This is a genomic window from Methylobacterium sp. A52T (assembly GCF_053346095.1).
Genome location: NZ_JBKFBI010000048.1, coordinates 1 through 21,730, shown reverse-complemented (window position 1 = coordinate 21,730; position 21,730 = coordinate 1). Strand labels below are relative to the sequence as shown.

The 21,730-nt window shown below is 71.6% G+C and carries 21 protein-coding genes; 11 read left to right on the top strand and 10 right to left on the bottom strand.

Annotation, left to right across the window (positions count from 1 at the left end; translation table 11 throughout):
• Positions 1 to 63: 63 nt before the first annotated feature.
• A complete protein-coding gene (gene eno / locus ACLBYE_RS13930; protein ID WP_012317987.1) occupies positions 64 to 1,353 on the bottom strand; it encodes a phosphopyruvate hydratase in 1,290 nt (429 codons plus the stop codon).
• A gap of 195 nt (positions 1,354 to 1,548) precedes the next feature.
• On the opposite strand from eno, the gene queF reads away from it, so the two are divergent.
• Positions 1,549 to 2,001: a preQ(1) synthase gene (queF, locus tag ACLBYE_RS13925; protein WP_447694627.1), complete on the top strand. Its 453-nt coding sequence runs from the start codon at positions 1,549 to 1,551 to the stop codon at positions 1,999 to 2,001.
• 64 nt (positions 2,002 to 2,065) lie between these two features.
• Here the strand turns inward: queF and ACLBYE_RS13920 are convergent, their stop codons facing one another.
• A complete protein-coding gene (locus ACLBYE_RS13920) occupies positions 2,066 to 2,404 on the bottom strand; it encodes a hypothetical protein (RefSeq protein ID WP_012317985.1) in 339 nt (112 codons plus the stop codon).
• A 317-nt stretch (positions 2,405 to 2,721) separates the two neighbouring features.
• Between ACLBYE_RS13920 and ACLBYE_RS13915 the strand changes: the two genes are divergently transcribed.
• Positions 2,722 to 3,396, top strand: a complete 675-nt coding sequence (locus ACLBYE_RS13915) for a class I SAM-dependent methyltransferase (protein WP_447694626.1) — start codon at positions 2,722 to 2,724, stop codon at positions 3,394 to 3,396.
• A 5-nt stretch (positions 3,397 to 3,401) separates the two neighbouring features.
• Here the strand turns inward: ACLBYE_RS13915 and kdsA are convergent, their stop codons facing one another.
• A complete protein-coding gene (kdsA, locus tag ACLBYE_RS13910) occupies positions 3,402 to 4,256 on the bottom strand; it encodes a 3-deoxy-8-phosphooctulonate synthase (RefSeq protein ID WP_447694625.1) in 855 nt (284 codons plus the stop codon).
• Positions 4,257 to 4,266: 10 nt separating this feature from the next.
• Complete coding sequence (locus ACLBYE_RS13905; RefSeq protein WP_447694624.1) at positions 4,267 to 4,755, bottom strand: hypothetical protein; 489 nt, start codon at positions 4,753 to 4,755, stop codon at positions 4,267 to 4,269.
• A gap of 181 nt (positions 4,756 to 4,936) precedes the next feature.
• Between ACLBYE_RS13905 and ACLBYE_RS13900 the strand changes: the two genes are divergently transcribed.
• Positions 4,937 to 5,947 carry an alpha/beta fold hydrolase gene (locus tag ACLBYE_RS13900; protein WP_447694623.1) on the top strand — a complete coding sequence of 337 codons (1,011 nt, stop codon included), beginning with the start codon at positions 4,937 to 4,939 and terminating at the stop codon, positions 5,945 to 5,947.
• 66 nt (positions 5,948 to 6,013) lie between these two features.
• On the opposite strand, the gene ACLBYE_RS13895 is transcribed toward ACLBYE_RS13900, so the two are convergent.
• Positions 6,014 to 7,189 (bottom strand): amidinotransferase, encoded by a 1,176-nt coding sequence (locus tag ACLBYE_RS13895; protein ID WP_020095308.1) that lies wholly within the window; start codon positions 7,187 to 7,189, stop codon positions 6,014 to 6,016.
• Between the two features lie 210 nt (positions 7,190 to 7,399).
• Between ACLBYE_RS13895 and ACLBYE_RS13890 the strand changes: the two genes are divergently transcribed.
• The 6 genes from ACLBYE_RS13890 (at position 7,400) to ACLBYE_RS13865 (ending at position 13,787) form a co-directional block, all read left to right on the top strand.
• Positions 7,400 to 8,512 (top strand): flippase-like domain-containing protein, encoded by a 1,113-nt coding sequence (locus tag ACLBYE_RS13890; protein WP_056529590.1) that lies wholly within the window; start codon positions 7,400 to 7,402, stop codon positions 8,510 to 8,512.
• Complete coding sequence (locus ACLBYE_RS13885) at positions 8,503 to 9,126, top strand: MlaC/ttg2D family ABC transporter substrate-binding protein (protein WP_020095306.1); 624 nt, start codon at positions 8,503 to 8,505, stop codon at positions 9,124 to 9,126. Before ACLBYE_RS13890 ends, ACLBYE_RS13885 begins: the two co-directional genes overlap by 10 nt.
• 86 nt (positions 9,127 to 9,212) lie before the next feature.
• Complete coding sequence (gene hpnI / locus ACLBYE_RS13880; RefSeq protein WP_447683430.1) at positions 9,213 to 10,421, top strand: bacteriohopanetetrol glucosamine biosynthesis glycosyltransferase HpnI; 1,209 nt, start codon at positions 9,213 to 9,215, stop codon at positions 10,419 to 10,421.
• 57 nt (positions 10,422 to 10,478) lie between these two features.
• Positions 10,479 to 11,912, top strand: coding sequence for a hopanoid biosynthesis associated radical SAM protein HpnJ (gene hpnJ, locus ACLBYE_RS13875; RefSeq protein ID WP_076729250.1), 1,434 nt, complete (start codon positions 10,479 to 10,481; stop codon positions 11,910 to 11,912).
• A gap of 124 nt (positions 11,913 to 12,036) precedes the next feature.
• Entirely contained in the window at positions 12,037 to 12,879 is an 843-nt protein-coding gene (hpnK, locus tag ACLBYE_RS13870; protein ID WP_091683193.1) for a hopanoid biosynthesis-associated protein HpnK, read from the top strand.
• Between the two features lie 32 nt (positions 12,880 to 12,911).
• On the top strand, positions 12,912 to 13,787 hold the full coding sequence (locus ACLBYE_RS13865) for a bifunctional helix-turn-helix transcriptional regulator/GNAT family N-acetyltransferase (RefSeq protein WP_447694622.1): 876 nt from the start codon (positions 12,912 to 12,914) through the stop codon (positions 13,785 to 13,787).
• Between the two features lie 45 nt (positions 13,788 to 13,832).
• Here ACLBYE_RS13865 and ACLBYE_RS13860 read toward each other — a convergent pair whose 3' ends face one another.
• Positions 13,833 to 16,499: an MMPL family transporter gene (locus ACLBYE_RS13860; RefSeq protein WP_447694635.1), complete on the bottom strand. Its 2,667-nt coding sequence runs from the start codon at positions 16,497 to 16,499 to the stop codon at positions 13,833 to 13,835.
• 620 nt (positions 16,500 to 17,119) lie between these two features.
• Here ACLBYE_RS13860 and hpnH point away from each other — a divergent pair.
• Positions 17,120 to 18,283, top strand: coding sequence for an adenosyl-hopene transferase HpnH (gene hpnH / locus ACLBYE_RS13855; RefSeq protein WP_020095300.1), 1,164 nt, complete (start codon positions 17,120 to 17,122; stop codon positions 18,281 to 18,283).
• Positions 18,284 to 18,360: 77 nt separating this feature from the next.
• Here hpnH and ACLBYE_RS13850 read toward each other — a convergent pair whose 3' ends face one another.
• From ACLBYE_RS13850 to ACLBYE_RS13835, 4 genes are read right to left on the bottom strand one after another with little or no spacing between them, the layout of a single operon-like run.
• The gene (locus tag ACLBYE_RS13850; protein WP_447694621.1) at positions 18,361 to 18,981 is read right to left on the bottom strand and encodes a GNAT family N-acetyltransferase; all 621 of its coding nucleotides are present in this window, start codon (positions 18,979 to 18,981) and stop codon (positions 18,361 to 18,363) included.
• Positions 18,982 to 19,015: 34 nt separating this feature from the next.
• A complete protein-coding gene (locus ACLBYE_RS13845; protein WP_447694620.1) occupies positions 19,016 to 19,798 on the bottom strand; it encodes a hypothetical protein in 783 nt (260 codons plus the stop codon).
• Positions 19,799 to 19,821: 23 nt separating this feature from the next.
• Positions 19,822 to 20,022: a hypothetical protein gene (locus ACLBYE_RS13840; protein ID WP_012317969.1), complete on the bottom strand. Its 201-nt coding sequence runs from the start codon at positions 20,020 to 20,022 to the stop codon at positions 19,822 to 19,824.
• Entirely contained in the window at positions 20,019 to 21,068 is a 1,050-nt protein-coding gene (locus ACLBYE_RS13835) for a hydantoinase/oxoprolinase family protein (RefSeq protein ID WP_447694619.1), read from the bottom strand. Before ACLBYE_RS13835 ends, ACLBYE_RS13840 begins: the two co-directional genes overlap by 4 nt.
• Before the next feature lie 9 nt (positions 21,069 to 21,077).
• Between ACLBYE_RS13835 and ACLBYE_RS13830 the strand changes: the two genes are divergently transcribed.
• Positions 21,078 to 21,730, top strand: a 653-nt coding sequence (locus ACLBYE_RS13830) for a HisA/HisF-related TIM barrel protein (RefSeq protein WP_447694618.1), incomplete at its 3' end; no start/stop codon positions are given.

Below are 21,730 nucleotides of genomic sequence, written 5' to 3'. Positions count from 1 at the left end.
GGTCCGCGCGGGCGGGGCCGGCCGCCCCGACACCGAGCAGGCCGGCCAGCAGGATCTTCCCGATCAGCGGCGGGCGAGCTGCTTAAGCGCCGACGGGCCGGCATAGAGCGCCTGCGGGCCCAGGCCCTCCTCGATGCGGATCAGCTGGTTGTACTTGGCCAGTCTGTCCGAGCGGGCGAGCGAGCCGGTCTTGATCTGCCCGCAATTGGTGGCGACCGCGAGGTCCGCGATGGTCGAGTCCTCGGTCTCGCCCGAGCGGTGCGACATCACCGCGGTGTAGCCGGCGCGCTGGGCCATATCGACCGCCGCCAGCGTCTCGGTGAGCGAGCCGATCTGGTTGACCTTGATCAGGATCGAGTTGGCCGTCCCCTCGGCGATGCCGCGGGACAGGCGCTCGACGTTGGTGACGAACAGGTCGTCGCCCACGAGCTGGCAGCGGTCGCCGATCTTGTCGGTGAGGAGCTTCCAGCCGGCCCAGTCATCCTCCGACATGCCGTCCTCGATGGAGACGATCGGATAGGTGGCGACGAGCTGCGCGAGGTAGTCGACCTGCGCCTCGATGGTGCGGGTCTTGCCCTCGCCCTCGTACGCGTAGGCGCCGTCCTTGAAGAACTCGGTGGCGGCGCAGTCGAGGGCGAGCGCCATGTCCTGGCCGGGCTTGAAGCCGGCGGCGCTGATCGCGTCCATCACGAAATCGAGGGCGGCCTCGGCCGACGGCAGGTTCGGGGCGAAACCGCCCTCGTCGCCGACATTGGTGTTGTGGCCGGCCTTCTTCAGCTTCCCCTTCAGGGTGTGGAACACCTCGGAGCCCATGCGCACGGCCTCGGCGAGCGAATCGGCGCCCACCGGCATGATCATGAATTCCTGGAAGTCGATCGGGTTGTCGGCGTGCGCGCCGCCGTTGATGATGTTCATCATCGGCACCGGCAGCACCCGGCCCTGCACGCCGCCGACGTAGCGGTAGAGCGGCAGGCCGGAGGCCTCGGCCGCGGCCTTGGCCACCGCCAGCGACACGCCGAGGATCGCGTTCGCGCCGAGCCGGGCCTTGTTGGGCGTGCCGTCGAGCTCGATCATCGCCTCGTCGACCGCGACCTGGTCCTCGGCCTCCATACCGCCGATCGCGTCGAGGATCTCGGTCTGGGCCGCCTCGACCGCCTTCAGGACACCCTTGCCGAGGAAGCGGTTCTTGTCGCCGTCGCGCAGCTCCACCGCCTCGTGGGCGCCCGTGGAGGCACCCGACGGCACCGCGGCGCGGCCGAAGGAGCCGTCCTCCAGGATGACGTCGACCTCGACCGTGGGGTTGCCGCGGCTGTCGAGGATCTCGCGGGCGCTGATATTGGTGATCGCGGTCATGGAACGTCCTCTCGCGGGGGCCGCGGGTCGGCGACCGCGCCCCAATCGGAGGGTGCGGCGCATCGCGGCGGCTTATCCGTCAAGCCGCGGCCGGCGGCAAGCGCCGGGACGGACGGCGCACAGCCCGAACTTGTCGGGAAAGCGTCGCGGATCAGGCGGATGCGCGCGGCGCCGGCAGGCTCTATATGGCCGGCCATGACCACTCCCGACAATCTCCAGCTCGGCCAGCCGACGCCCTTCCCCACCTCACCCGAGGAGGCGCGGCTCGACCGGGTCCCGAACCCGCACGCGGACACCGACTACGTCGCCCGGTTCACCGCGCCGGAATTCACCTCGATCTGCCCGGTCACCGGGCAGCCGGATTTCGCGATCCTGGTGATCGACTACGTGCCCGGTGACTGGCTGGTGGAGTCGAAGTCGCTGAAGCTCTACCTGGGGTCGTTCCGCAACCACGGAGCGTTCCACGAGGATTGCACTGTGGCGATCGGCAAGCGGCTCCGCGACCTGCTGGAACCGCGCTACCTGCGAATCGGCGGGTACTGGTATCCCCGCGGCGGTATCCCGATCGACGTGTTCTGGCAGACGGGCGAACTGCCCAAGAACGCGTGGCTGCCGGACCCGGGCGTGCCGCCCTACCGCGGACGCTGACCGAGCCAACGAAAAGGGCGACCGGCTCGCGCCGGTCGCCCCCGATCCTCTCGGACCTCCGATCTCAGTAGCCGTAGCCGTAGTAGCCGTAGCCCGGAGCGGCGTAGCCGTAGCCGCCGTAGACCGGGGCGTAGCCGTAGCCGTAGGACGGGGCGTAGCCGTAGCCGCCGCCGTAGTAGCTGTCGCGGGCCGCGCCCGCGGCGATCGCACCGGCCGCGAGGCCGGCGATGCCGAGGCCGATGGCGGCGCCGGTGCCGATGCCGCGACGGCCGCGGTAGTAGCCGTGACCGTAGCCGCCGTAGCCGCCGTGGTAGCCGTAAGGCCGCGCCTCGGCGCTCGTGGTGACGGCAACACTGCCGAGAGCCATGGCGGCGGCAGTGGCGATGATACCGATCTTGCGCATAGTGTTCCTTCTCGATCCCTGATCGAACATGCCCAATAACGTGGCCGCATCCGGACAGTTCCAGATTTCGCGCCGGACTTGCGTGCGGATCCGCACCCGATCGGGATTATGAACCGTTGTTCAGCGTGGCCGCCGCTTCGATGAAAGCGGTCAAGCTTGGGCGTCGCTCTTCTGGAACCGCTCGAACTCTTGCGGCGCGTCTTCGGGAACACCTGGAACGTCGCGGCGGGCCGTCGCGGCGGACGGCCCCGGCCCGGAGACGGAAATCCGCCCTGCCGCGGGTCGGGCGTGATACGGATCGGCCGGGAGGACCGACGATGGATGCCCTGACGCTGATCCGCGAGAGCCTCGCGCCGCTGGCCGGCAAGCGGGTCGTCGATATCGGGTGCGGCCCCGGGACGCTCGCGCGGCGGCTGGTCGACGCGGGCGCGCGGGTCACCGGGATCGATCCCGGCACGGCGGCGCTCGCCCGGGCGCGGGACGCCGTGCCGGAGGCGCGCTTCGAGGCCGCGACCGGCGAGGCCCTGCCCTTCCCGGACGCCAGCTTCGACGGCGCCGTGATGCTGAACTCCCTCCACCACGTCCCGGACCCGGCGGCGGCCCTCGCCGAGGCGGCCCGCGTGCTGGTCCCGGGCGGGCTCCTCGTCGTGGTGGAGCCCCTGGCGGAGGGCAGCTTCTTCGACGCGCTGCGGCCGATCGAGGACGAGACCGCGGTCCGCGCCGCCGCCCAGGAGGCCATCGCGGCCGCCCTCGCCCGCGGCGCCTACGCGTGCCGCCGCGACGCGACGATCGAGCGGCGCGAGCGCTTCGACTCCCTCGACGCCTTCCTCGCCCGCGTCAGCGCCGTGGACCCGGCCCGCGAGGCGACCATCCGGGACCGGCGCTCCGTGGTCGAGGCGGCGTTCCTCAAGGCCGCCGCGCGCGAGGCCGACGGGCAGTTCGGCCTGGTCCAGCCCCTGCGGATCCACGTCCTGGAGCCGGCGGCCGCCTGAGCCGGTCAGGCGGCCCGGCGCTTGGCGAGGCGGTCGAAGGCGAGGAGTTCCTCGAGCAGGGCCGGCATGTCCTTCAGCGCCACCATGTTGGGGCCGTCGGAGGGCGCCCGGTCGGGGTCGGGATGGGTCTCGATGAACACCCCCGCCACGCCCACCGCCACGGCGGCGCGGGCGAGGACGGCGACGAACTCGCGCTGTCCGCCGGAGCTCGCCCCCTGCCCGCCGGGCTGCTGCACCGAGTGGGTGGCGTCGAACACCACCGGCGCGCCCTGCGTGACCTGCGCCATGATCGGCAGGCTGCGCATGTCCGAGACGAGGGTGTTGTAGCCGAAGGAGGCGCCGCGCTCGGTGACGATGACGTTGGGGTTGCCGGCCTCCGTCACCTTGGCGGCGACGTGCTTCATGTCCCAGGGCGCCAGGAACTGGCCCTTCTTGATGTTGACCGCCCGGCCGGTGGCGGCGGCGGCCAGAAGCAGGTCGGTCTGGCGGCACAGGAAGGCCGGGATCTGGAGCACGTCCACGGCCTCGGCGGCGCGGGCGCACTGCTCGGCGGCGTGCACGTCGGTCAGCACCGGCAGCCCGAGGGTCTCGCGGATCTCGGCGAAGACCGGCAGCGCCCCGTCGAGGCCGATGCCCCGGGCGGCGCTGCCCGAGGTGCGGTTGGCCTTGTCGAAGGAGGTCTTGAACACGAGGCCGACGCCCAGACCCGCGGCCATCTCCTTGAGGGCGGCGGCGATCTCCAGGGCGTGCTGGCGCCCCTCGAGCTGGCACGGGCCGGCGATCAGCGTCAGCGGCAGATGGTTGGCGAAGCGCGCGTCGCCGACTTGGACGACGGGGCCGGGTGTCTCGATCTTCGACATGCGGGCCGGTCTAGCCCGCGCGGCGGATCCGCGAAAGCCCGGGCCGGGGCGCGACCCGGCAGACCGTGCGGTCCTCCCGGAGGCCGTCGGTGCGCGGTCCGGTCTCGCACAGCATCAGGATCCGGCCGGCGCCGCCCCGACGCGGGGCATCGGCCAGCAGGCTGGCCTGGTGGAGGTTGAGCGCCAGCACCTCGACCGCGGCGGCGTCCGCCCCGGCGAGCGCCTGCGCGGCGCGGCCGATCAGGACGAAGTAGGCCGGCGCCGGCTCGCGCTCGCGGGAGGCCACGGTGATCCGGGCGGGCGCGCGGCAATCGAGGCTCAGCCGCTCGGCATCCTGCGCCCGGAACACCGCGACGGGCCCGGCCCGGCCCGCCAGGGAGGCGCCGGTGGTGCGGATCACCCGCGCGGCGAGGACGTCGCAGGCATCCGCCGCCCGGGCCGGGGCCGGGCCGAGGACGAGCGCGCCGGCGAGGGCGGTCAGGGCGGTGAGGCGCAGCATCGGGACATCCGCGGCGGAAGACGGTCGCGCCCGGGAGATGGCGCGCCCGAGAGATAGCGCGCCCTGCGGCGGGCGCGAAGCCGCGCCGCTCCGCGGGACGTGGACAGGAACAGCCGGATGACCGATCTGAGCGGGCGGCGCGGCGCCGCACGCCGCACGCAGATCAGGCACCGACGCGGCCATGCTTCGAACCCTCCTCGCTTCCGTCCTGCTGGCCCTGGTGCCGGCCGGGCCCGCTTCCGCGGAGCCGCCGCCGCAGCCGACCTACGGGCCCGAACTCGAGGGCTTCGCCTACCCGTTCCCCGTGGAGCGGTTCCCGTTCACGTCGCAGCGCCAGCCCCTGCAGATGGCCTATCTCGACGTCCGCCCGGCGACGCCGAACGGCCGGACCGCCGTGCTCCTGCACGGCAAGAATTTCTGCGCCGCCACCTGGGAGAGCCAGATCCGGGCGCTGAGCGCCGCCGGGTACCGGGTGATCGCGCCGGACCAGATCGGCTTCTGCAAGTCGAGCAAGCCGGCGGCCTACCAGTTCACCTTCCGGCAGCTCGCCGAGAACACCCACGCGCTCCTGGACAAGCTCGGGATCGAGCGCCCGATCCTGGTCGGCCACTCCACGGGCGGCATGCTGGCGGCCCACTACGCCCTGCTCTACCCGAAGGCGGTGGAGCAGCTCGTGCTGGTGAACCCGATCGGCCTGGAGGACTGGGCCGCCAAGGGCGTGCCGCCGACCTCGGTGGAGCAGTGGTACCAGCGCGAGCTGAAGGTGACGGCGGCCTCGATCCGGGCCTACGAGACGGCGACCTACTACGCCGGCGCCTGGGAGCCCCGCTACGAGCCCTGGGTCACGATGCTCGCGGGCCTCAACGGCGGCCCCGGCAAGGAGGCGGTCGCCTGGGACTCGGCCCTGCTCTACGACATGATCCTCACCCAGCCGGTGGTCTACCGGTTCCCGCAGATCGCGGTGCCGACGCTGCTCCTGATCGGCCAGAAGGACAACACGGCGATCGGCAAGGACCTCGCGCCGCCGAAGGTGCGGGCGGGCCTCGGCAACTATCCCGAGCTCGGCAAGGCGGCCGCCAGGGCCATCCCGGGCGCGCGGCTCGTGGAGTTCCCGGATCTCGGCCACGCGCCGCAGATGTCGGACCCGGAGGGGTTCAACGCGGCGCTGATCGCGGGCATCGCGGCGCGGTAGGCGCCGCGTGACGTCGCCCGTCGTCCCGGGGCGCTCGCGGCGCCCCGGGACGACCGCGGGCCGGTCCTAGAAGTACGACTTCAGCACGCCCCGGCGGCGGACGTCGAGGGTCGCGCAGTGGAACGAGCCGCCGAACGGGCCGTAGCTGAGGAACGGCGCCGGGATCGGGTCGAAGCCCCAGTCCTTCAGGGCCTTGATCAGCGTCGGCTGGCTCTGGTCGACGACGATCTTCTTCTCGGTGATCGCCAGGACGTTGATCGAGGTCCAGGGCGAGCACATCGAGATCTTGCTCATGAAGCCCTCGACCGGGTCGGGGCGCGGGGCGACCAGCACGTCCCACTTCTTGAGGACGGCCGGGAGCTTCTCGACGTCGACGTAGTCCGGGTTCACCAGCACCTTGCCGGGGGCCAGCGGCATGAACGACGAGTCGATGTGCATCGGCTGCGGGCAGCGGCTCTCGATCTCGTGGATGCGGAAGCCCGGGCCGAGGTGGCGGCGCAGCCACTCGATGCCCATGAGGTTGGTCACGTTCGAGCGGGTCACGAACAGGTCGCGGCCGCAGCGGACGAAGTCGGCGGCGTCGAAGACCGGCTCGAACTCGTTGACCGTGAACTGCATGGGCTCGCCGGCCTTCAGGTTCGGCACCCGGTAATCGTAGTTGTAGAGGTCGTCGGTCAGCTGGGGCCGCGGCGCGGAGGTCCAGCGGGCGCCGGCGCGGAAGTACTCCTTGAACAGCGACCGGTAGGCGTCGCCCTCGAAGTAGCGCGAGCGCCAGCACATCGGGCTCTCGATGATCTCGTCGCCGATCACGAGGTACGGATCGCGCGGGCAGGCGACGCAGAAGCCGCGGGAGGACCAGCGCGGTGCCTTGAACTTCTTCGAGAAGTCCACCGCGTCGGGGCGGCGGACCTTCACGCCCTCGCCGGCCAGGATGGTGATGAAGTTGTCGAGCTCGGCCTGGGCGAGCTTCTTCATGAACTTCGGATATTTCCAGCCGCTCGCCAGCCGGTAGAACGGCTGCGCGGCGCGCGGCAGGTTGAAGATCACCGTCAGGTGGTGAGTCGGGATCGTGGCGCCGTCGAGCGAGCCGACGATGACCTCCTCCAGCGGATCCCACTCGTTCCAGGCCATCACCGGCGACTGGGGAGCCGGCACGCCCGGTCCGGTCCCGCCCGGAAAGCCGCCCGCATGCGTGTCGTCGGTCACGGCCTCAAGGGCCGTGATCGGTGATTCGCGCTCCATGACGTGTGCCCCTTCTGCGACGTGCCGCGGCCTTCTGCGCGGGCTTCTCAGCCCCGCCGCCGCTTTGGCCCTCGGTGTGTCAAACGGGTGATAGACACCGCTAATCCGTGCTGCAACGTGACAGAAACGTTCCCGGGCCGATGGACCTATTTCTGCCGCGACCGTGACCGATTTCCCGCATCAAGCCTTACGCGAGCTTGAAAGACGACAATGAAGCGCCTGACGACCTTGGCCTCGATCGCCGGTCTGTGCACGGTCGTCGGCCTGTTCATGTCCTCCGGCCTGGAGGATGTGTCGGCCGCCGTCGTGAGCGCCGGCTGGGGCGCCGCCCTGGTGGTGCTCGCGCGCTTCGTGGCCGTCGCCTGGGCGGGGCTCGGCTGGTACGTCGTGTTCCCCGCCGGCGCGACCAAGCTCGCCGATTGCATCTCGCTCCGCTTCGTCCGCGAGGGCATCAACACGCTGCTGCCCGTTGCCACCGTCGGTGGTGACTTCGTCGGCGCCCGTCTCCTGTCGAAGCGCAACGTTCCGGGCGCGCTCGCGGGCGCCAGCATGTTCGTCGACCTGATGACCCAGGCGCTGACGCAGCTCCTGTTCACGGTGGCCGGCCTCGCCCTACTGGTCCTGATCTCCGGTGACGGACCGATCGCCCACACGGTCGAGGGCGGGCTGGCCCTGGCGGTCCCGGCGCTCGGCGCCTTCTACCTGATCCAGCGCAAGGCCGGTCATCGCCTGATCCAGGCGCTGCTCAGCCGCTTCGCCTCCGGGCGCGAGTGGCGGGCCTTCGGCGCCATCGACCAGCTCTACGACAGCCTGCGCCGGCTCTACGGCAACCACGGTCGCTTCGCGTTGGCCCTGGTGGTCCACCTCGCCGGCTGGGTGATCGGCACGCTCGAGGTCTATGTCTGCCTGCGGTTCATGGGCTACCCGATCGACTTCGCGCAGGCGCTCATGATCGAGAGCCTCGCCCAGGCCGTGCGCGGCGCGGCCTTCGCGGTGCCCGGCGCCCTGGGCGCGCAGGAGGGCGGACTGATCGCCCTGTGCGGCCTGTTCAATATCCCGGCCGAGGCGGCGCTCGCCCTGTCGCTGGTCAAGCGCTTCGCCGATCTCGGCGTCGGGCTCCCGAGCCTCCTGCTCTGGCACCGGATCGAGTCCAGGCTCCGGTCCGAGGCGCCCGAGGAAGAGGAGCGCGAGCCTGCGCCGGAGGCCGGGCGCAAGGCCAAGAGGGTCGCGCAGCCCGCCACCCTCGGCCCGTTCTACAGTTACGCCCCGCCGCGCATGGGGGCGCGGCTCGGCGACGGCGAGGAGTTGAAGAAGTGCGCCTGACCCGCCGGCTCGCGGCCGCCCTCATCGCCGCTCCCTTGGCCCTGACCCTGCTCGTCCCGGCCCCGTCACGGGCCGCGGACGATCCGGCCGTTCAGACCGTGCGCGACCTCTACGCCGCCTTCTCGGCCGCGCTGAAGGACGGGCCCGGCCCCCTGCCGGCCCGGGTCGAGGCCGTCGGCCCGGCGCTCGACAAGGCGTTCGACTTCCCCGCCATGACCCGCATCGCGGTGGGCTCGAAATGGTCGAGCTTCACCCCGGAGCAGCAGGCGGCGGTGATCGACGCCTTCAAGCGCAGCCTGACCGTGACCTACGCCAACCGCCTGGCCCGCGCCGCCGGCGGCAAATTCGACGTGACGCCGAAGGTCGAGGAGCGGGGCGCCCAGCGCGTGGTGCCGACCCGCGTCACCGCCGCGGACGGCGACGATTCCGCCGTGGACTTCGTCGTCAACGCCGACAACCGCATCCAGGACGTCCTGCTCAACGGCGACGTCAGCGAGATCGCCGCGCAGCGAAACGCCCTGTCGGCGCCGCTGAAGTCCGGGGGCGCCGACGGCGTCGTGAAGTTCCTCCGGGCGCGGGCCGACGGCATGCTCGCGGCCAAGCCGACGCCCTGAGCGGCGCCGGCGCCTGCGCCGACCTGAACCGGCCGTTCGCGGCCATCGCCGCCTCGGCGGCCGGACGATCGCACGGATCCGACCGGATGGATGTCTCCTCCCTGGCGCTGCTCGGCCTCTCGTGGCTCTCGCTGCTCTGCCTGATCCTGGCGGCGGCGGGCTGCGTCTACGGGCTGGCCGCCGCCATCTGCGCGGGCCGCTACGCGGGCCGCCGCCCGCCGGTGCTGCCCGCCGGCGCGACGCGGCCCTCCGTGACCGTGCTGAAGCCGCTCTGCGGCCTCGAGCCCAATCTCTACGCGAATCTCGAGACCGTGCTGCGCCAGGACTACGCCGGGCCGGTCCAGGTCCTGTTCGGCGTCCAGAAGCCCACCGATCCCGCGATCGGCGTGGTCGAGCGCCTGCAGCAGGCCTATCCCGAGGCCCGCATCGACCTCGTGATCGACGGCCGGCAGCACGGATCGAACCGCAAGGTCTCGAACCTGATCAACATGGCCGAGGCCATCGCCCACGACGTGGTGGTGCTGGCCGACAGCGACATGGTGGTGGGGCCCGACTACCTCGAGCGCCTCGTCGCGGAGCTGTCCCAGGACGGCGTCACCGGCGTCACCTGCCTGTACCACGGGGTCCCGGCCTTCCGGGGCCTGTACGACCAGCTCTCGACGCTCGCGATCGACACCCACTTCCTGCCCAACGTCGTGATGGGCCTGAGCCTCGGTCTGGCGAAGCCCTGCTTCGGCTCCACCGTGGCCTTCACCCGGGCGAGCCTGGAGGCGGTCGGCGGCTTCCGCACCTTCCGCAACGATCTGGCGGACGATTACGCCATCGGCGCCGCCCTGCGCGGCCTCGGCGGCCGGGTGGTGATCCCGAGCTTCACGATCGGCCACACCAGCGTCGACACCGATCTCTCCGGCCTGTGGCGGCACGAGCTGCGCTGGAACCGGACGATCCGCACCGTCGACCCGGCGGGCTACGCCGGCTCGATCGTCACCCACGCCTTCCCGCTCGCCCTGCTGGGCGCGCTCCTGCCCGGCGCCGGCACCGGCGCCCTCTGGGTCGCCGCCGCGGCGCTGGCGAGCCGCGTGCTGCTCTGCCGGCAGCTGGAGCGGGCCTTCGGCCTCGCCCCGCACCCCTACGGACTGTTGCCGATCCGCGACATCCTCTCCTTCCTGAACTTCTCCTGGGCCTTCGTGTCGGGGGCGGTGACATGGAAAGGTCACGATTATCACGTGGTTGCGGATGGCACCCTGATCCCGGACGCCGAACTCGGCCGCGATGCCGGCGCGCCGCTCCGCTGAACCCGGCTCCCTCGTCCTCCGCCCCTCCCCCGGCATTGCCCTGAGGCCTTGAACCCCATGCGCACGCTCTTCCTCCAGGCCCCCACCTTCGACGGTTTCGACGGCGGTGCCGGCTCCCGTTACCAGGCCAAGCGCGAGATCAAGTCGTTCTGGTACCCGACCTGGCTGGCCCAGCCGGCCGCCCTGGTGCCGAACTCGAAGCTGATCGACGCGCCGCCGCACAACATCAAGCTCGCCGAGATCGTGGCCCAGGCCAACGACTTCGACCTCGTCGTGCTCCACACCTCGGTGCCGTCGTTCAAGTCCGACGTGAAGACGATCGAGGCGCTCAAGGCCGCCAACCCGAAGCTCATCGCCGGCCTGATCGGCGCCAAGGTCGCGGTCGACGCCGCCGGCGCGATGGCCCAGGCCCCGGTGGTCGATTTCTGCGCCCGCAACGAGTTCGACTTCACCGTCAAGGAAGTCGCCGAGGGCGTCCCGATGTCGGAGATCAAGGGGCTGTCCTATCGCGACGCCAACGGTGTCGTGGTCCACAACGAGGACCGCGAGATCATGACCGACATGGACCAGCTGCCCTTCGTCACCAGCGTCTACAAGCGCGACCTGGAGATGGAGAAGTACTTCATCGGCTACCTGAAGCACCCCTACATCTCGTTCTACTCGGGCCGGGGCTGCAAGAGCCGCTGCACCTTCTGCCTCTGGCCGCAGACGGTCGGCGGCCACACCTACCGCACCCGCTCGGTCGCGCACGTGATCGAGGAGATCAAGTACTGCCTGAAGGAGTTCCCGCAGACCAAGGAGTTCTTCTTCGACGACGACACCTTCACCGACAACCTGCCGCGCGCGGAGGAGATCGCCCGCGAGCTCGGCAAGCTCGGCGTCACGTGGTCGTGCAACGCCAAGGCGAACGTGCCGCGCGAGACCCTGAAGGTGCTCAAGGAGAACGGCCTGCGCCTGCTGCTGGTCGGCTACGAGTCCGGCAACCAGCAGATCCTGCACAACATCAAGAAGGGCATGCGGGTCGAGGTCGCCGAGAAGTTCACCAAGGACTGCCACGACCTCGGCATCGCCATCCACGGCACCTTCATCCTCGGCCTGCCGGGCGAGACGAAGGAGACGATCCAGGAGACGATCAACTTCGCCAAGCGAATCAACCCGCACACGATCCAGGTCTCGCTGGCGGCGCCCTACCCGGGCACCTTCCTGTACAAGCAGGCGGTGGAGAACGGCTGGCTCGACATCGAGAACGCCGAGCTCGTCGACGAGAACGGCGTGCAGGTCGCGCCGCTGCACTACCCGCACCTCTCGCACACCGAGATCTTCACCTCGGTCGAGGAGTTCTACAAGAAGTTCTACTTCCGGGCGCCGAAGATCGCCTCGATCGTCAGCGAGATGGTGCGCTCGCCGGACATGATGAAGCGTCGCCTGCGCGAGGGCGTCGAGTTCTACCGCTTCCTCAAGGAGCGTCAGGGCACCGCCAAGGCGGCCTGAAGTCAGGGGTCCGGGGCCTGCGGCCCCGGCGGGGAGCGCGGGGCAGAGCCCCCCCTCTTCTCCCAGGGCTCCGCCCTGGACCCGCGAGAGGGCACGCCCTCTCGACACCCCTTACGAGGTTACCGTGAAGCGTCTGGTCGTCACCGCGGATGATTTCGGGCTGAGCCCCGAGGTCAACGAGGCCGTCGAGCAGGCCCATCGCGACGGGATCCTCACGGCGGCGAGCCTGATGGTCTCGGCGCCGGCCGCCGCCGACGCCGTGGCGCGAGCCCGGCGGATGCCGTCCCTGCGGGTCGGGCTGCACCTCGTCCTCGTGGAGGCGTGGCCGACCCTGCCGGCGGAACAGCTTCCCGACCTGACGGACGAGGCCGGCCTGATGCGGGCCGACATGGCCCGCCTCGGCCTCGACTTCGCCCGCAGGCCCGCGGCCCGGCGCCAGCTCGCCGCCGAGATCCGGGCGCAGTTCGAGGCCTACCGGGCCACCGGCCTGCCGCTGGACCACGTCAACGCCCACAAGCACTTCCACGTCCACCCGCTGATCGCCGGGGCGGTGCTGCGCGTCGGCCGCGACTTCGGGATGCGCGCCCTGCGGGTGCCGCGGGAGCCGCGCGAGATCCTGCGCCGCGCCGAGCCCGGAGCGCGGCCGCGAGCCGCCCTCGACATCGCCCCCTGGGCGGCGCTGCTCGCCGTCCGCGCCCGGCAGGCCGGGCTGCTGATCCCCGACCGCACCCTCGGCCTCGCGTGGTCCGGCGCCATGACGCCCGCCCGTGTCGCGGCCCTGCTGGCCGAACTTCCGGACGGCCTGACCGAGCTCTACACCCATCCGGCCACCGCCGGCGGCTTCCCCGGCGAGGCGCCGGGCTACCGCTACGCCGACGAGCGCGACGCGCTGACCGCCCCCGCATCCCGGTCGGCCGCCGACGCGTCGGGCGCCGTCCGCGGCGGGTTCTCCGACTTCCTCGGTTGACCCGGATCTTTATCTGACTTTAGTCAGATAATATGGAACCTTCCGAGATCGCCCGCGTCCGCCGCTTCGCCCGCGCGGTCACCGCCGAGGTCGGCGCTCTCGATTCCTCGTTCCTCGGCCGCGGCCGTCCCCTGGGCGCGGCGCGCGTCCTGAACGCCATCGGCGCGGGCCGCGCGGAGATCGGCGCGATCCGCGCCTATCTCGGTCTCGATTCCGGTCTGATGAGCCGTCTCCTGCGGAGCCTCGAGGAGGAGGGGCTGGTCGCGACCGCGCCGCATCCCGCGGATGCCCGCCGTCGGGTCGCCTCCCTGACCGAAGCCGGGCGGCGCGAGTTCGCGGCCTACGAGGCGCTGTCGGATGCCCGCGCCGTCGCCCTGCTGGAGCGCGCCCCGCAGGTGGACGCGCTGTTGCACGCCATGGACCGGGTCGCCCTGGCCCTCGGCCGCGACGCCATCGCGATCCGGGAGGCCGACCCGACCGGCGCCGGCGCCCGCGCCTGCCTCGCCGCCTACTACGCCGAGCTCGCGACCCGGTTTGCCGGCGGGTTCGACGTCGCCCTGTCGTGCGACCCGGAGGCCGCCGCCATGGTGCGGCCGCGCGGCGTGTTCCTGCTCGCGTGCGCCGACGGGCTGCCGGTCGGATGCGTCGGGCTCAAGGGGAGCGGCGGCGCGGTGGCGGAGATCAAGCGGCTCTGGGTCGATCCCGCGGCGCGCGGGCTGAGCCTCGCCAGGCGGCTGATGCGGGAGGCCGAGGCCGCCGCCCGCGACCTCGGGATCCGGACGCTGCGGCTCGACACCAACAGCGCCCTCCCTGAGGCCCTGGCGCTCTACCGGCGGTCGGGCTGGGAGGAGATCGACCGCTTCAACGACGATCCCTACCCGGACCACTTCTTCGAGAAGGCCCTCTGAGGCCCTCCGAAGCGCCGGCCGTGACCGGCCGGCGCTGCTCGGCTTCTACTTGGCGGGCACCGGATCCTGGTGCGGGGCGGACTTGCGCAGGGCCGCACCGGCCGCCTTCTCGGCTTCCGGACGATCCTCGTCGGGCTGCTCCGGCGGCTCGCCGAGGGTCGCCGGAACCACGAAGAACGCCGCCACCAGGGTGAAGAACAGCGACAGCGCCAGCAGCTTGCCCATGCTGGCCGTGCCCGGATGGCTCGACAGGACCAGCGACCCGAAGGCGCTGCCCGTGGTGAGCGCCGAGAAGAAGATCGCCCGGGTAAGGCTGGAGGCGAGCATGTCGGTCACGCCCGCCCGCCACGCGATCACGTAGTAGATGTGGAACGCCACGCCGACTGCGAGCATCAGCGGCAGGGCGATGATGTTGGCGAAGTTCAGCGGCATGCCGACGATGCGCATCGCCATCAGCGTCCAGAGCGTCGCGATCACCAGCGGGCCGAGGGTCATCGCCACGTCCCACGGCTTGCGCAGGGCGACCGAGAGGATGACGAAGATCAGCACGAAGGCCGTCACCGCCGCCTGCACGAAGGCGCCCAGGATCGTGTAGCTCGACTGCGTGGTGGCCACGGGCGCGCCGGTCGCGTGCGGTGCGACCTTCAGGACCTCGTCCGAGAACCGGCGGAGCACCGTATCGTCGTTCGAGTCGCCCTTCGGGTGAACCTCGATCCGCGCCCGTCCGTCCGCCGCCACCCAGTCGGCCTTCAGCTGCGGCGGCAGGTTGTCCAGCGTGATCTTCTCGGGATGCAGCAGGTCGCGCAGGCGGGCGAGCAGCGGCACCAGATCCTTGGTGAGCGCCACCGACGCCGCCTCGCGCAGCTGGACCGGGCCGGCGGCGAGCTTGTCCAGGGTGCCGGCGAGCTGCTTGGCCTCCTGGGCGCCCTTCGCGTCGCCCTTGGCGTCGGCCGAGAGGCCGTTGAGCGCCGCGGCGGCGTCCTTGAGCGCCTTGACGTTGTCGGCGTCGGTCGGCGGTGGCGGCCGGCGGCCGGGATTGAGCACCGGGTCGAGCAGCTGGGCCGTGTCGGCGATCTGGGCCAGCTTCTTGTCCTGATCCCGCGGGACGAAGGTGTCGATGCTGTTGACCGAGGCGGTGACCGGCAGGGCCAGGAGCGTCTTCGACAGCGCCGGGACCGCCTCGACGTTGGGCGCCAGCACGTCGATGAAGTTCGGGCTGGTCTCGGGATTCTTGATCAGGTCCAGGTAGGTCGCGATGGACTGCGTCTTGGCGCTGCGCAGGTGCATCGGGTTCGAGTCGAACGGCAGGTGCCAGAGGAGCGGCGCGCCGGCCAGGGTCAGGACGCCGACGCCGATCAGGATCGGCTTGCGGTGCCGGATGATCCACGGGTCGACGCCGACGAGCCACTCGGTCTGGACCGCCGCCTTCTCGCCCACCGGCTTGAACACCGCGATCAGCGCCGGCAGCAGGATCAGCGAGAACAGGAAGGCCACGATCATGCCGACGCCGGCGATCAGGCCCAGCTCCGACACGCCGCGGAAGGCCGTGGGCAGGAAGGCGAAGAAGCCCGCCACCAGCGACACCGCGGCGAGCGTCAGCGACCAGCCGACGCCCCGCGCGGCGGCGCGGATCGCGCTCTCCAGCGTCGGCTGCTCGTAGCGGTCGGCCCGGTAGCGCACCGAGAACTGGATGCCGAAGTCGATGCCGAGCCCCACGAACAGCGCCGCGAAGGCCACCGAGATCGGGTTCAACTCCTTGACCATGACGAGGCCCAGGGCGGCCGTGACCACGAGGCCCGCGAAGGTGGTGATGATCACCGCGCCGACGAGCTTGCCCGAGCGCAGGGCCAGCCACAGGAACAGCACGATCGCGCCGACGATGATGCTGTTGTTGAGGCCGGCATCCTCCGACAGCGTCGCGAACTCCTCGTCCGCCACGGCCACCGTGCCGGTCAGGCGCATCCGCAGGCCGTTCTGGGCGTCGATCCCGAGATCCTTGGCGACGTTGCGGATCAGCTTGGTCGCCTGGTAGCCGGGCTCCAGGGCGTTGAAGTCGAGGACCGGCTGGATCACCACGAACTTCATCTTGTCGGTGACGCTGGTCTCACCCCCCGAGAGGAGCTCCTGCCAGGACAGGCGCGCCCGCTGGCCCGCCAGCACCTTCTGCAGGGTGGCGTCGATCTGCCCCATGGGCTTCTCGAGATCCTCGATCTTGGCCTCGCCGCTCTTCACGCCGCGCGCGCCGAGCGTCAGCACCCGCATGATGCCCCGCAGCGACGGGTCGGCGGCGAGCGGCCCGAGCAGACCCTGCTGCTGGGTCAGCGCCTCTAGGGTCTTGTCGAGGTCCGCCTGCGACATCAGCAGCAGGCCGTTCTTGTTGAAGAACGGGCCGCCGTCGGGCCGGTAGACCGTCTCGATCAGGTTCTTGTGCGCCGTGAGCGCCTTGGCGAGGTTGGCGGCCGCCTCCTCGGTCTCCTCCGGCGTCTCGCCGTTGATGACCGCCACGATGGTGTTGCTGCGCTGCGGGAACGCCTTCTCGAAATTGATCTCGTCCTGCCGCCACGGCTCCTTCGGGTCGATCAGCCGCTCGACGTCGGTGTTGATTCGGAACAGGTGTGCCGCGACTCCGAGGCTCGCGACCGTGAGGAATGCCGTGAAGGCGATCACGATCCACCGATACCGCACCGAGAACGCGACGAGACTTTCGATCACGAGCACCCTGCCTGTTCGCATCGGACGCGCCCCGTGCGCGACCGGCTCCTGCCATCTGTCCGGTCCGAACCCGGGCCACCGACACCGGCGGGCTCAGGGCTCCGCCGCGCGACGCTCCGCGATTCGGCCGGGTGCGCATCGGGTTCGAGGAACGCCACACCGCCCGATCCGAGCGCGCCGCGCGCGCCCGGCACCCGACTGATTGCGCCCGATGCGGTCCGCGGTCGGGACACCCGCCGCGGGCCGGGACTTGCATCGCGGCCACGAGGCTCAGTAAAGAGGGCGATGCCAGATTGCAACGCGGCCGCCGTGGCGCGCATCCCGCGCCCGCCCGTGTGCGCTAGCGCACGGCGTTTCTGGCGCGGCCACCCGAATCGTGGGATTCCGGTCGTATTGCCGACGCAATGCACGTGCTGTCCTCAACGATCGGGCGCGTCCGCCCACGGGCTCCGCACGCGCGGTCCATGTGGCGCCGTTGCGTCAGGCACGGAATAAGATGTCATCGCCCCGCCGAAACGGGGTCATTTCAGATTAGTTCCAAGCTAGATCGCTGGAATTCGAGATTTTTTCGCGTTAAGCACCCCGATGTCCCGGGGCCGACGAAGTAAGGAGCCGCAATCTTGGGTATCCCCCTCCGGTACGTCGCGAAGATCGGCGGCTACATCCTGAAGCAGCACCTCACGGGCCGCAAGCGTTACCCGCTTGTGATGATGATGGAGCCGCTGTTCCGCTGTAACCTGGCCTGCGCCGGCTGCGGCAAGATCGACTATCCGGACGAGATCCTGAACAAGCGCCTCCCGGTCGCCGACGCGCTCGAATCGGTGCGCGAGTGCGGCGCCCCGGTGGTGGTGATCGCCGGCGGCGAGCCGCTCCTCCACAAGGACCTGCCGCAGATCGTCGAGGGCATCATCGCCCAGAAGAAATTCGCGATCGTCTGCACGAACGCGCTGCTCCTCGAGAAGAAGATCAAGGAGTACAAGCCGAGCCCGTACTTCACGTGGTCGATCCATCTGGACGGCGACAAGGAGATGCACGACCAGTCGGTGTGCCAGCGCGGCGTCTACGACAAGGCCGTGGCGGCGATCGCGAAGGCCAAGGAGATGGGCTTCCGGGTCACCATCAACTGCACCTTCTTCAACAATTCCCAGCCGGAGAAGATCGCCGACTTCTTCGACAGCGTGACCCGGATGGGCATCGACGGCATCACCGTCTCCCCCGGCTACGCCTACGAGCGCGCCCCCGACCAGAAGCACTTCCTGAACCGCAAGGCGACGAAGGACCTGTTCCGCGGCGTGTTCCGGCACGGCAAGGAGAAGGGCCGCGAGAAGTGGACCTTCCAGCAGTCGGGCCTGTTCCTCGACTTCCTGGCCGGCAACCAGACCTACCACTGCACCCCGTGGGGCAACCCGACCCGCACCGTGTTCGGCTGGCAGAAGCCCTGCTACCTGCTTGGCGAGGGCTACGCGGCGACCTTCAAGGAGCTGATGGAGACCACCGACTGGGACGCCTACGGCACCGGCAACTACGAGAAGTGCGCCGACTGCATGGTCCACTCGGGCTACGAGGCCTCCTCGGTGGTCGATTCGGTCCGCAAGCCCTGGAAGCCGCTGGTGCACGCAATCCGCGGCATCAAGACCGAGGGCGAGATGGCCCCCGAGGTCAGCCTGGAGAACCAGCGTCCGGCCGAGTTCGTGTTCTCGCGCAACGTCGCGCAGAAGCTGTCCGAGATCAAAGCGGCCGGCGTCGACACGAAGCAGGAAGCCCGCAAGCGCACCGCCGCCTGACCGGCGCGCGCGACTGACGACACGAGACCCGCGGCCGCGAGGCCGCGGGTCTCTTCGTGTCCGGACCCCGCGGCGCCTCAGCCGAGCCGCGGCACGTGCGGGTCGCAGTCGCGCGGCAGGGTCCCGTCGAGCCGCGGATCGGGCGCGACCTCGACGTGGATCGCGAAGGGCACGAAGCCCGAGCGCCGGTAGAAGGCGAGCGCGCCGGGATGGTCCAGGGTGCAGGTATGCACCCAGAACCGCGCGATCGGGCGCGCCCAGGCCCGGCCGATCGCCGCGTTCATCAGCGTGCGGCCGATCCCGGTACCGACCGCGTCCCCGGTCAGTCCGAGGAAGACCAGCTCGCAGGTGCCGGGCCGGCGGAAATCCAGTTCCAGCATGCCGACGTTCCGCCCGTCCCGCCGGAGCGCGAGGATCTCGACATCCCGGTCGGCCAGGATCGCCGCCAGCGCTTCGTCGGCGAGGGTGAGGCGCGAGAACCAGAGCCAGTCGGCGCCCACCGCCCGGAACAGGCTCCGGTAGGTCTCCGGGTCGGTGCGTTCCAGGGGCTCGAGGGCGAGCCCGGGCGGGAACGGCCGTCCGGGACGCGGGGGCGGCGGGCGCAGCATCTCCAGGCTGGTGACGATCGTGGCGAGATGGCCGGGCGGCACCGCCGCGTAGCCCGGTGTGAGGGTCGGGATTCCCGTCTCCGGCAGCATCGATCTCCTCCGCGGTCGCCTCGGCGCGGCCCGGTCACGTGGCGAGCGGGCGCCGCCGCGCGACCAGCCACGGCAGCACGCAGGCCGCCGACACCGCGATCGCGGCGGCGTAGGCCGCGACCGGGTCGATGCGCCCGAGCAGCAGGTGCACGCAGACATAGAAGGCCAGCACGCCGAACGCGCCCTGGGCACTGCCGCGCACCACGTCCAGGGCGGCGCCGACGCCGTCCTGCGCCCGGGCGAAGACGATGAGCGGCCAGGAGATGATCGGGATCGGCGCCAGGACGCCGCTCAGGCCGGAGCCGAGATGCGGCGCCAGCCCCGAGACCAGCAGGACCAGGGCGGTGGCGGCCGCGAGTCGGGCCGGCATGTCCCAGCGCGGCGGGCGCGCCCGGCGGGCCGGCGATTCGGTCCCCGCGGCTGGCCGGCACAGGGCGACCACCAGGGCCATCGCCGGCAGGTCGATCGCCGTGGCGAGCCACAGGCTGGGCTGGACCACCCCGTGCAGCAGCGTGCCCCCGAGGACGAAGCCCGCGAGGGCGAGCAGCGCGGACGCCAGACCCCCCGTCCGCGGCGCGGCGACGGCGTAGACGAGGTAGCTGACGGTGACCGCGCCGAGCCCCTCCACCGAGCCGATTGCCGCGTCGGCGGCGAAGCGCTCGCCCTGCTCGGCGGCGAGGTAGATCGAGATCGGCGCCGAGGTCAGCGGCAGGCCCGAGAGCAGGCCGCCGACGAGGCTGCCCCACCGGCGCGCGGCCGCCGACACGGCCCACATCAGGGTCGGCGTGACGACGATCTTGGCGGCGATCAGGCTCATGGCGACCGGCAGGGCCCGGGGCCTCAGGCCGCCTGGGGCGGCCCGTCATCCTCCGGGTCGGCGGGCGAGTTGAGGATGTCCTCCAGCTCGTCGACCAGCCGGTCGACCTGGTCCTCGGTGGCGAGCACCTTCAGCACCTCGCCGGTCTCCGTCTCGACGGCCAGCTCGATATGCGGCCCGACCCGGGCCGTCAGGATCCGGGCCAGGATCTTGATTGCGCTCATGCGAGTGCCTCCTCCGCGGCGATGAGGCCGACCGCCACCGCCGGTCCACAGGTCGAGATGCCGTCGCGCGCGCCGCCGATCCGGTCCGCCAGCAGCGTCACGAGCGGTGTCGAGGACCGGCCGAGACGCTCGGCGAGGCGGGCGCCCAAGAAGGCGCCGGCGCCGCACAGGACGAGGGGCGCATCCGCGCCGATGTCGGGCCGGCTGAGGATCTCCGCCGCCGCGTCGTGCAGCAGGCGCAGCTGCGTCTCGGCGAAATGGGCGGCGAGCGCCGTCCAGGCTGCTCCGGGTGCCTCCGCCCGGTCCCGCCCGACGATCCGGGCGAGCCGGGTCTCGCTCTCGGCGACCGTCTTGCCCTTGCGGTCGCCGCTCGGCTGCTGGTCGGCGCCCTCGGGGAGCTGGCCGAGGATGCGGTAGACGTCCGCCATGTGGGCGAAGGTCTCGGTCATCAGCCGGGTCCGGCGGCCCGCGAAGGGGGCGTGGTCGGACAGGGCGATCACCGGCGTGCGCACCGCGCCGGTATAGACGAGCTCGCCGGTCTCCAGCCGCTCGGCGTCGCTGTAGCCGGTCGCGGCCGGCCGCCCGCCCACGACGGGAATCAGGTCTGCGGTGGTCGAGCCGATATCGACCAGCAGCGCGTCCGGGACGAGCCGGCCGGCGAGCGCCGCGGTGGCGTGCCAGTTGGCCGAGGCCACGTCCGCCGACAGGGACGCGGCCGTCTCGGGGGCGACGAGGCCGGAGCGGCCGGCGTAGATCCGCACGGTCCCGGCGAGGTGCGACCCGGCCCATCCGGCGAGCGCCGCGACGCCGTCGCGCCGGTCGGCGAAGCAGTCGGTCAGCTCGCCCGTCATGGTCACGGCGTGGAGGGCCGCGCCGCGGGCCCAGTCGGGGGCGGCCTCCAGCGCCCGGTCGAGGGCCGGCAGGCCCTGCCAGAGCGGGCACGGCACCTGGGCGGCGGCCGCGACCCGGCCGTCCTCGACCAGGGCGACCTTGACGTGGACCCCGCCGAGGTCCCACCCGATGGTCGTTGGGTTTGGTGAGCGCATGGGACCGCGATGAGCGCCTCGATGGACCACAGGATCGGGCGCCCCGGCTTCGCGGTGATCCCGGTGCTCGATCTCCGGGGCGGCCGCGTGGTGCGGGCGCGCCGGGGCGAGCGCTCCTCCTATGCCCCGATCGAGACGCCCTTGGCAAAGGGCTCGGCGCCGGACGCGGTGGCCCGCGGGCTGGTCGACGCGTGGCCCGCCGCGATCCTCTACGTCGCCGATCTCGACGCGATCATCGACCGCGCCGCGCCCGATCTCCGCGCCCTGGAGGCGATCGCCCGCGCGTGCCCGGGGATCGCCCTGTGGGTCGACGCCGGCTTCGCCGAGCCGGAGGGCGTCGCGGCGTTCCTGGAGGCCGGGCTCGGGCGACCGGTGATCGGCAGCGAGAGCCAGGCGGATGCCGACCTCGTGACGCGGCTCGGCAACCGGGCGGTGTTCTCCCTCGACACGCGCGGCGCGGAGCGGCTTGGCCCGGCGGCCCTCCACGACGATCCGGCGCTCTGGCCGCCGGAGGTGATCGCCATGACGCTGGCGCAGGTCGGCGCCGGGGCCGGCCCGGACCTCGCGGCGCTGGGAGCCCTGCGCGCGCGGGCGCCGGATCGCCGCCTCTACGCGGCGGGCGGCGTGCGCGGCCCGGACGACCTGCGGGCGCTCCGGGCGGC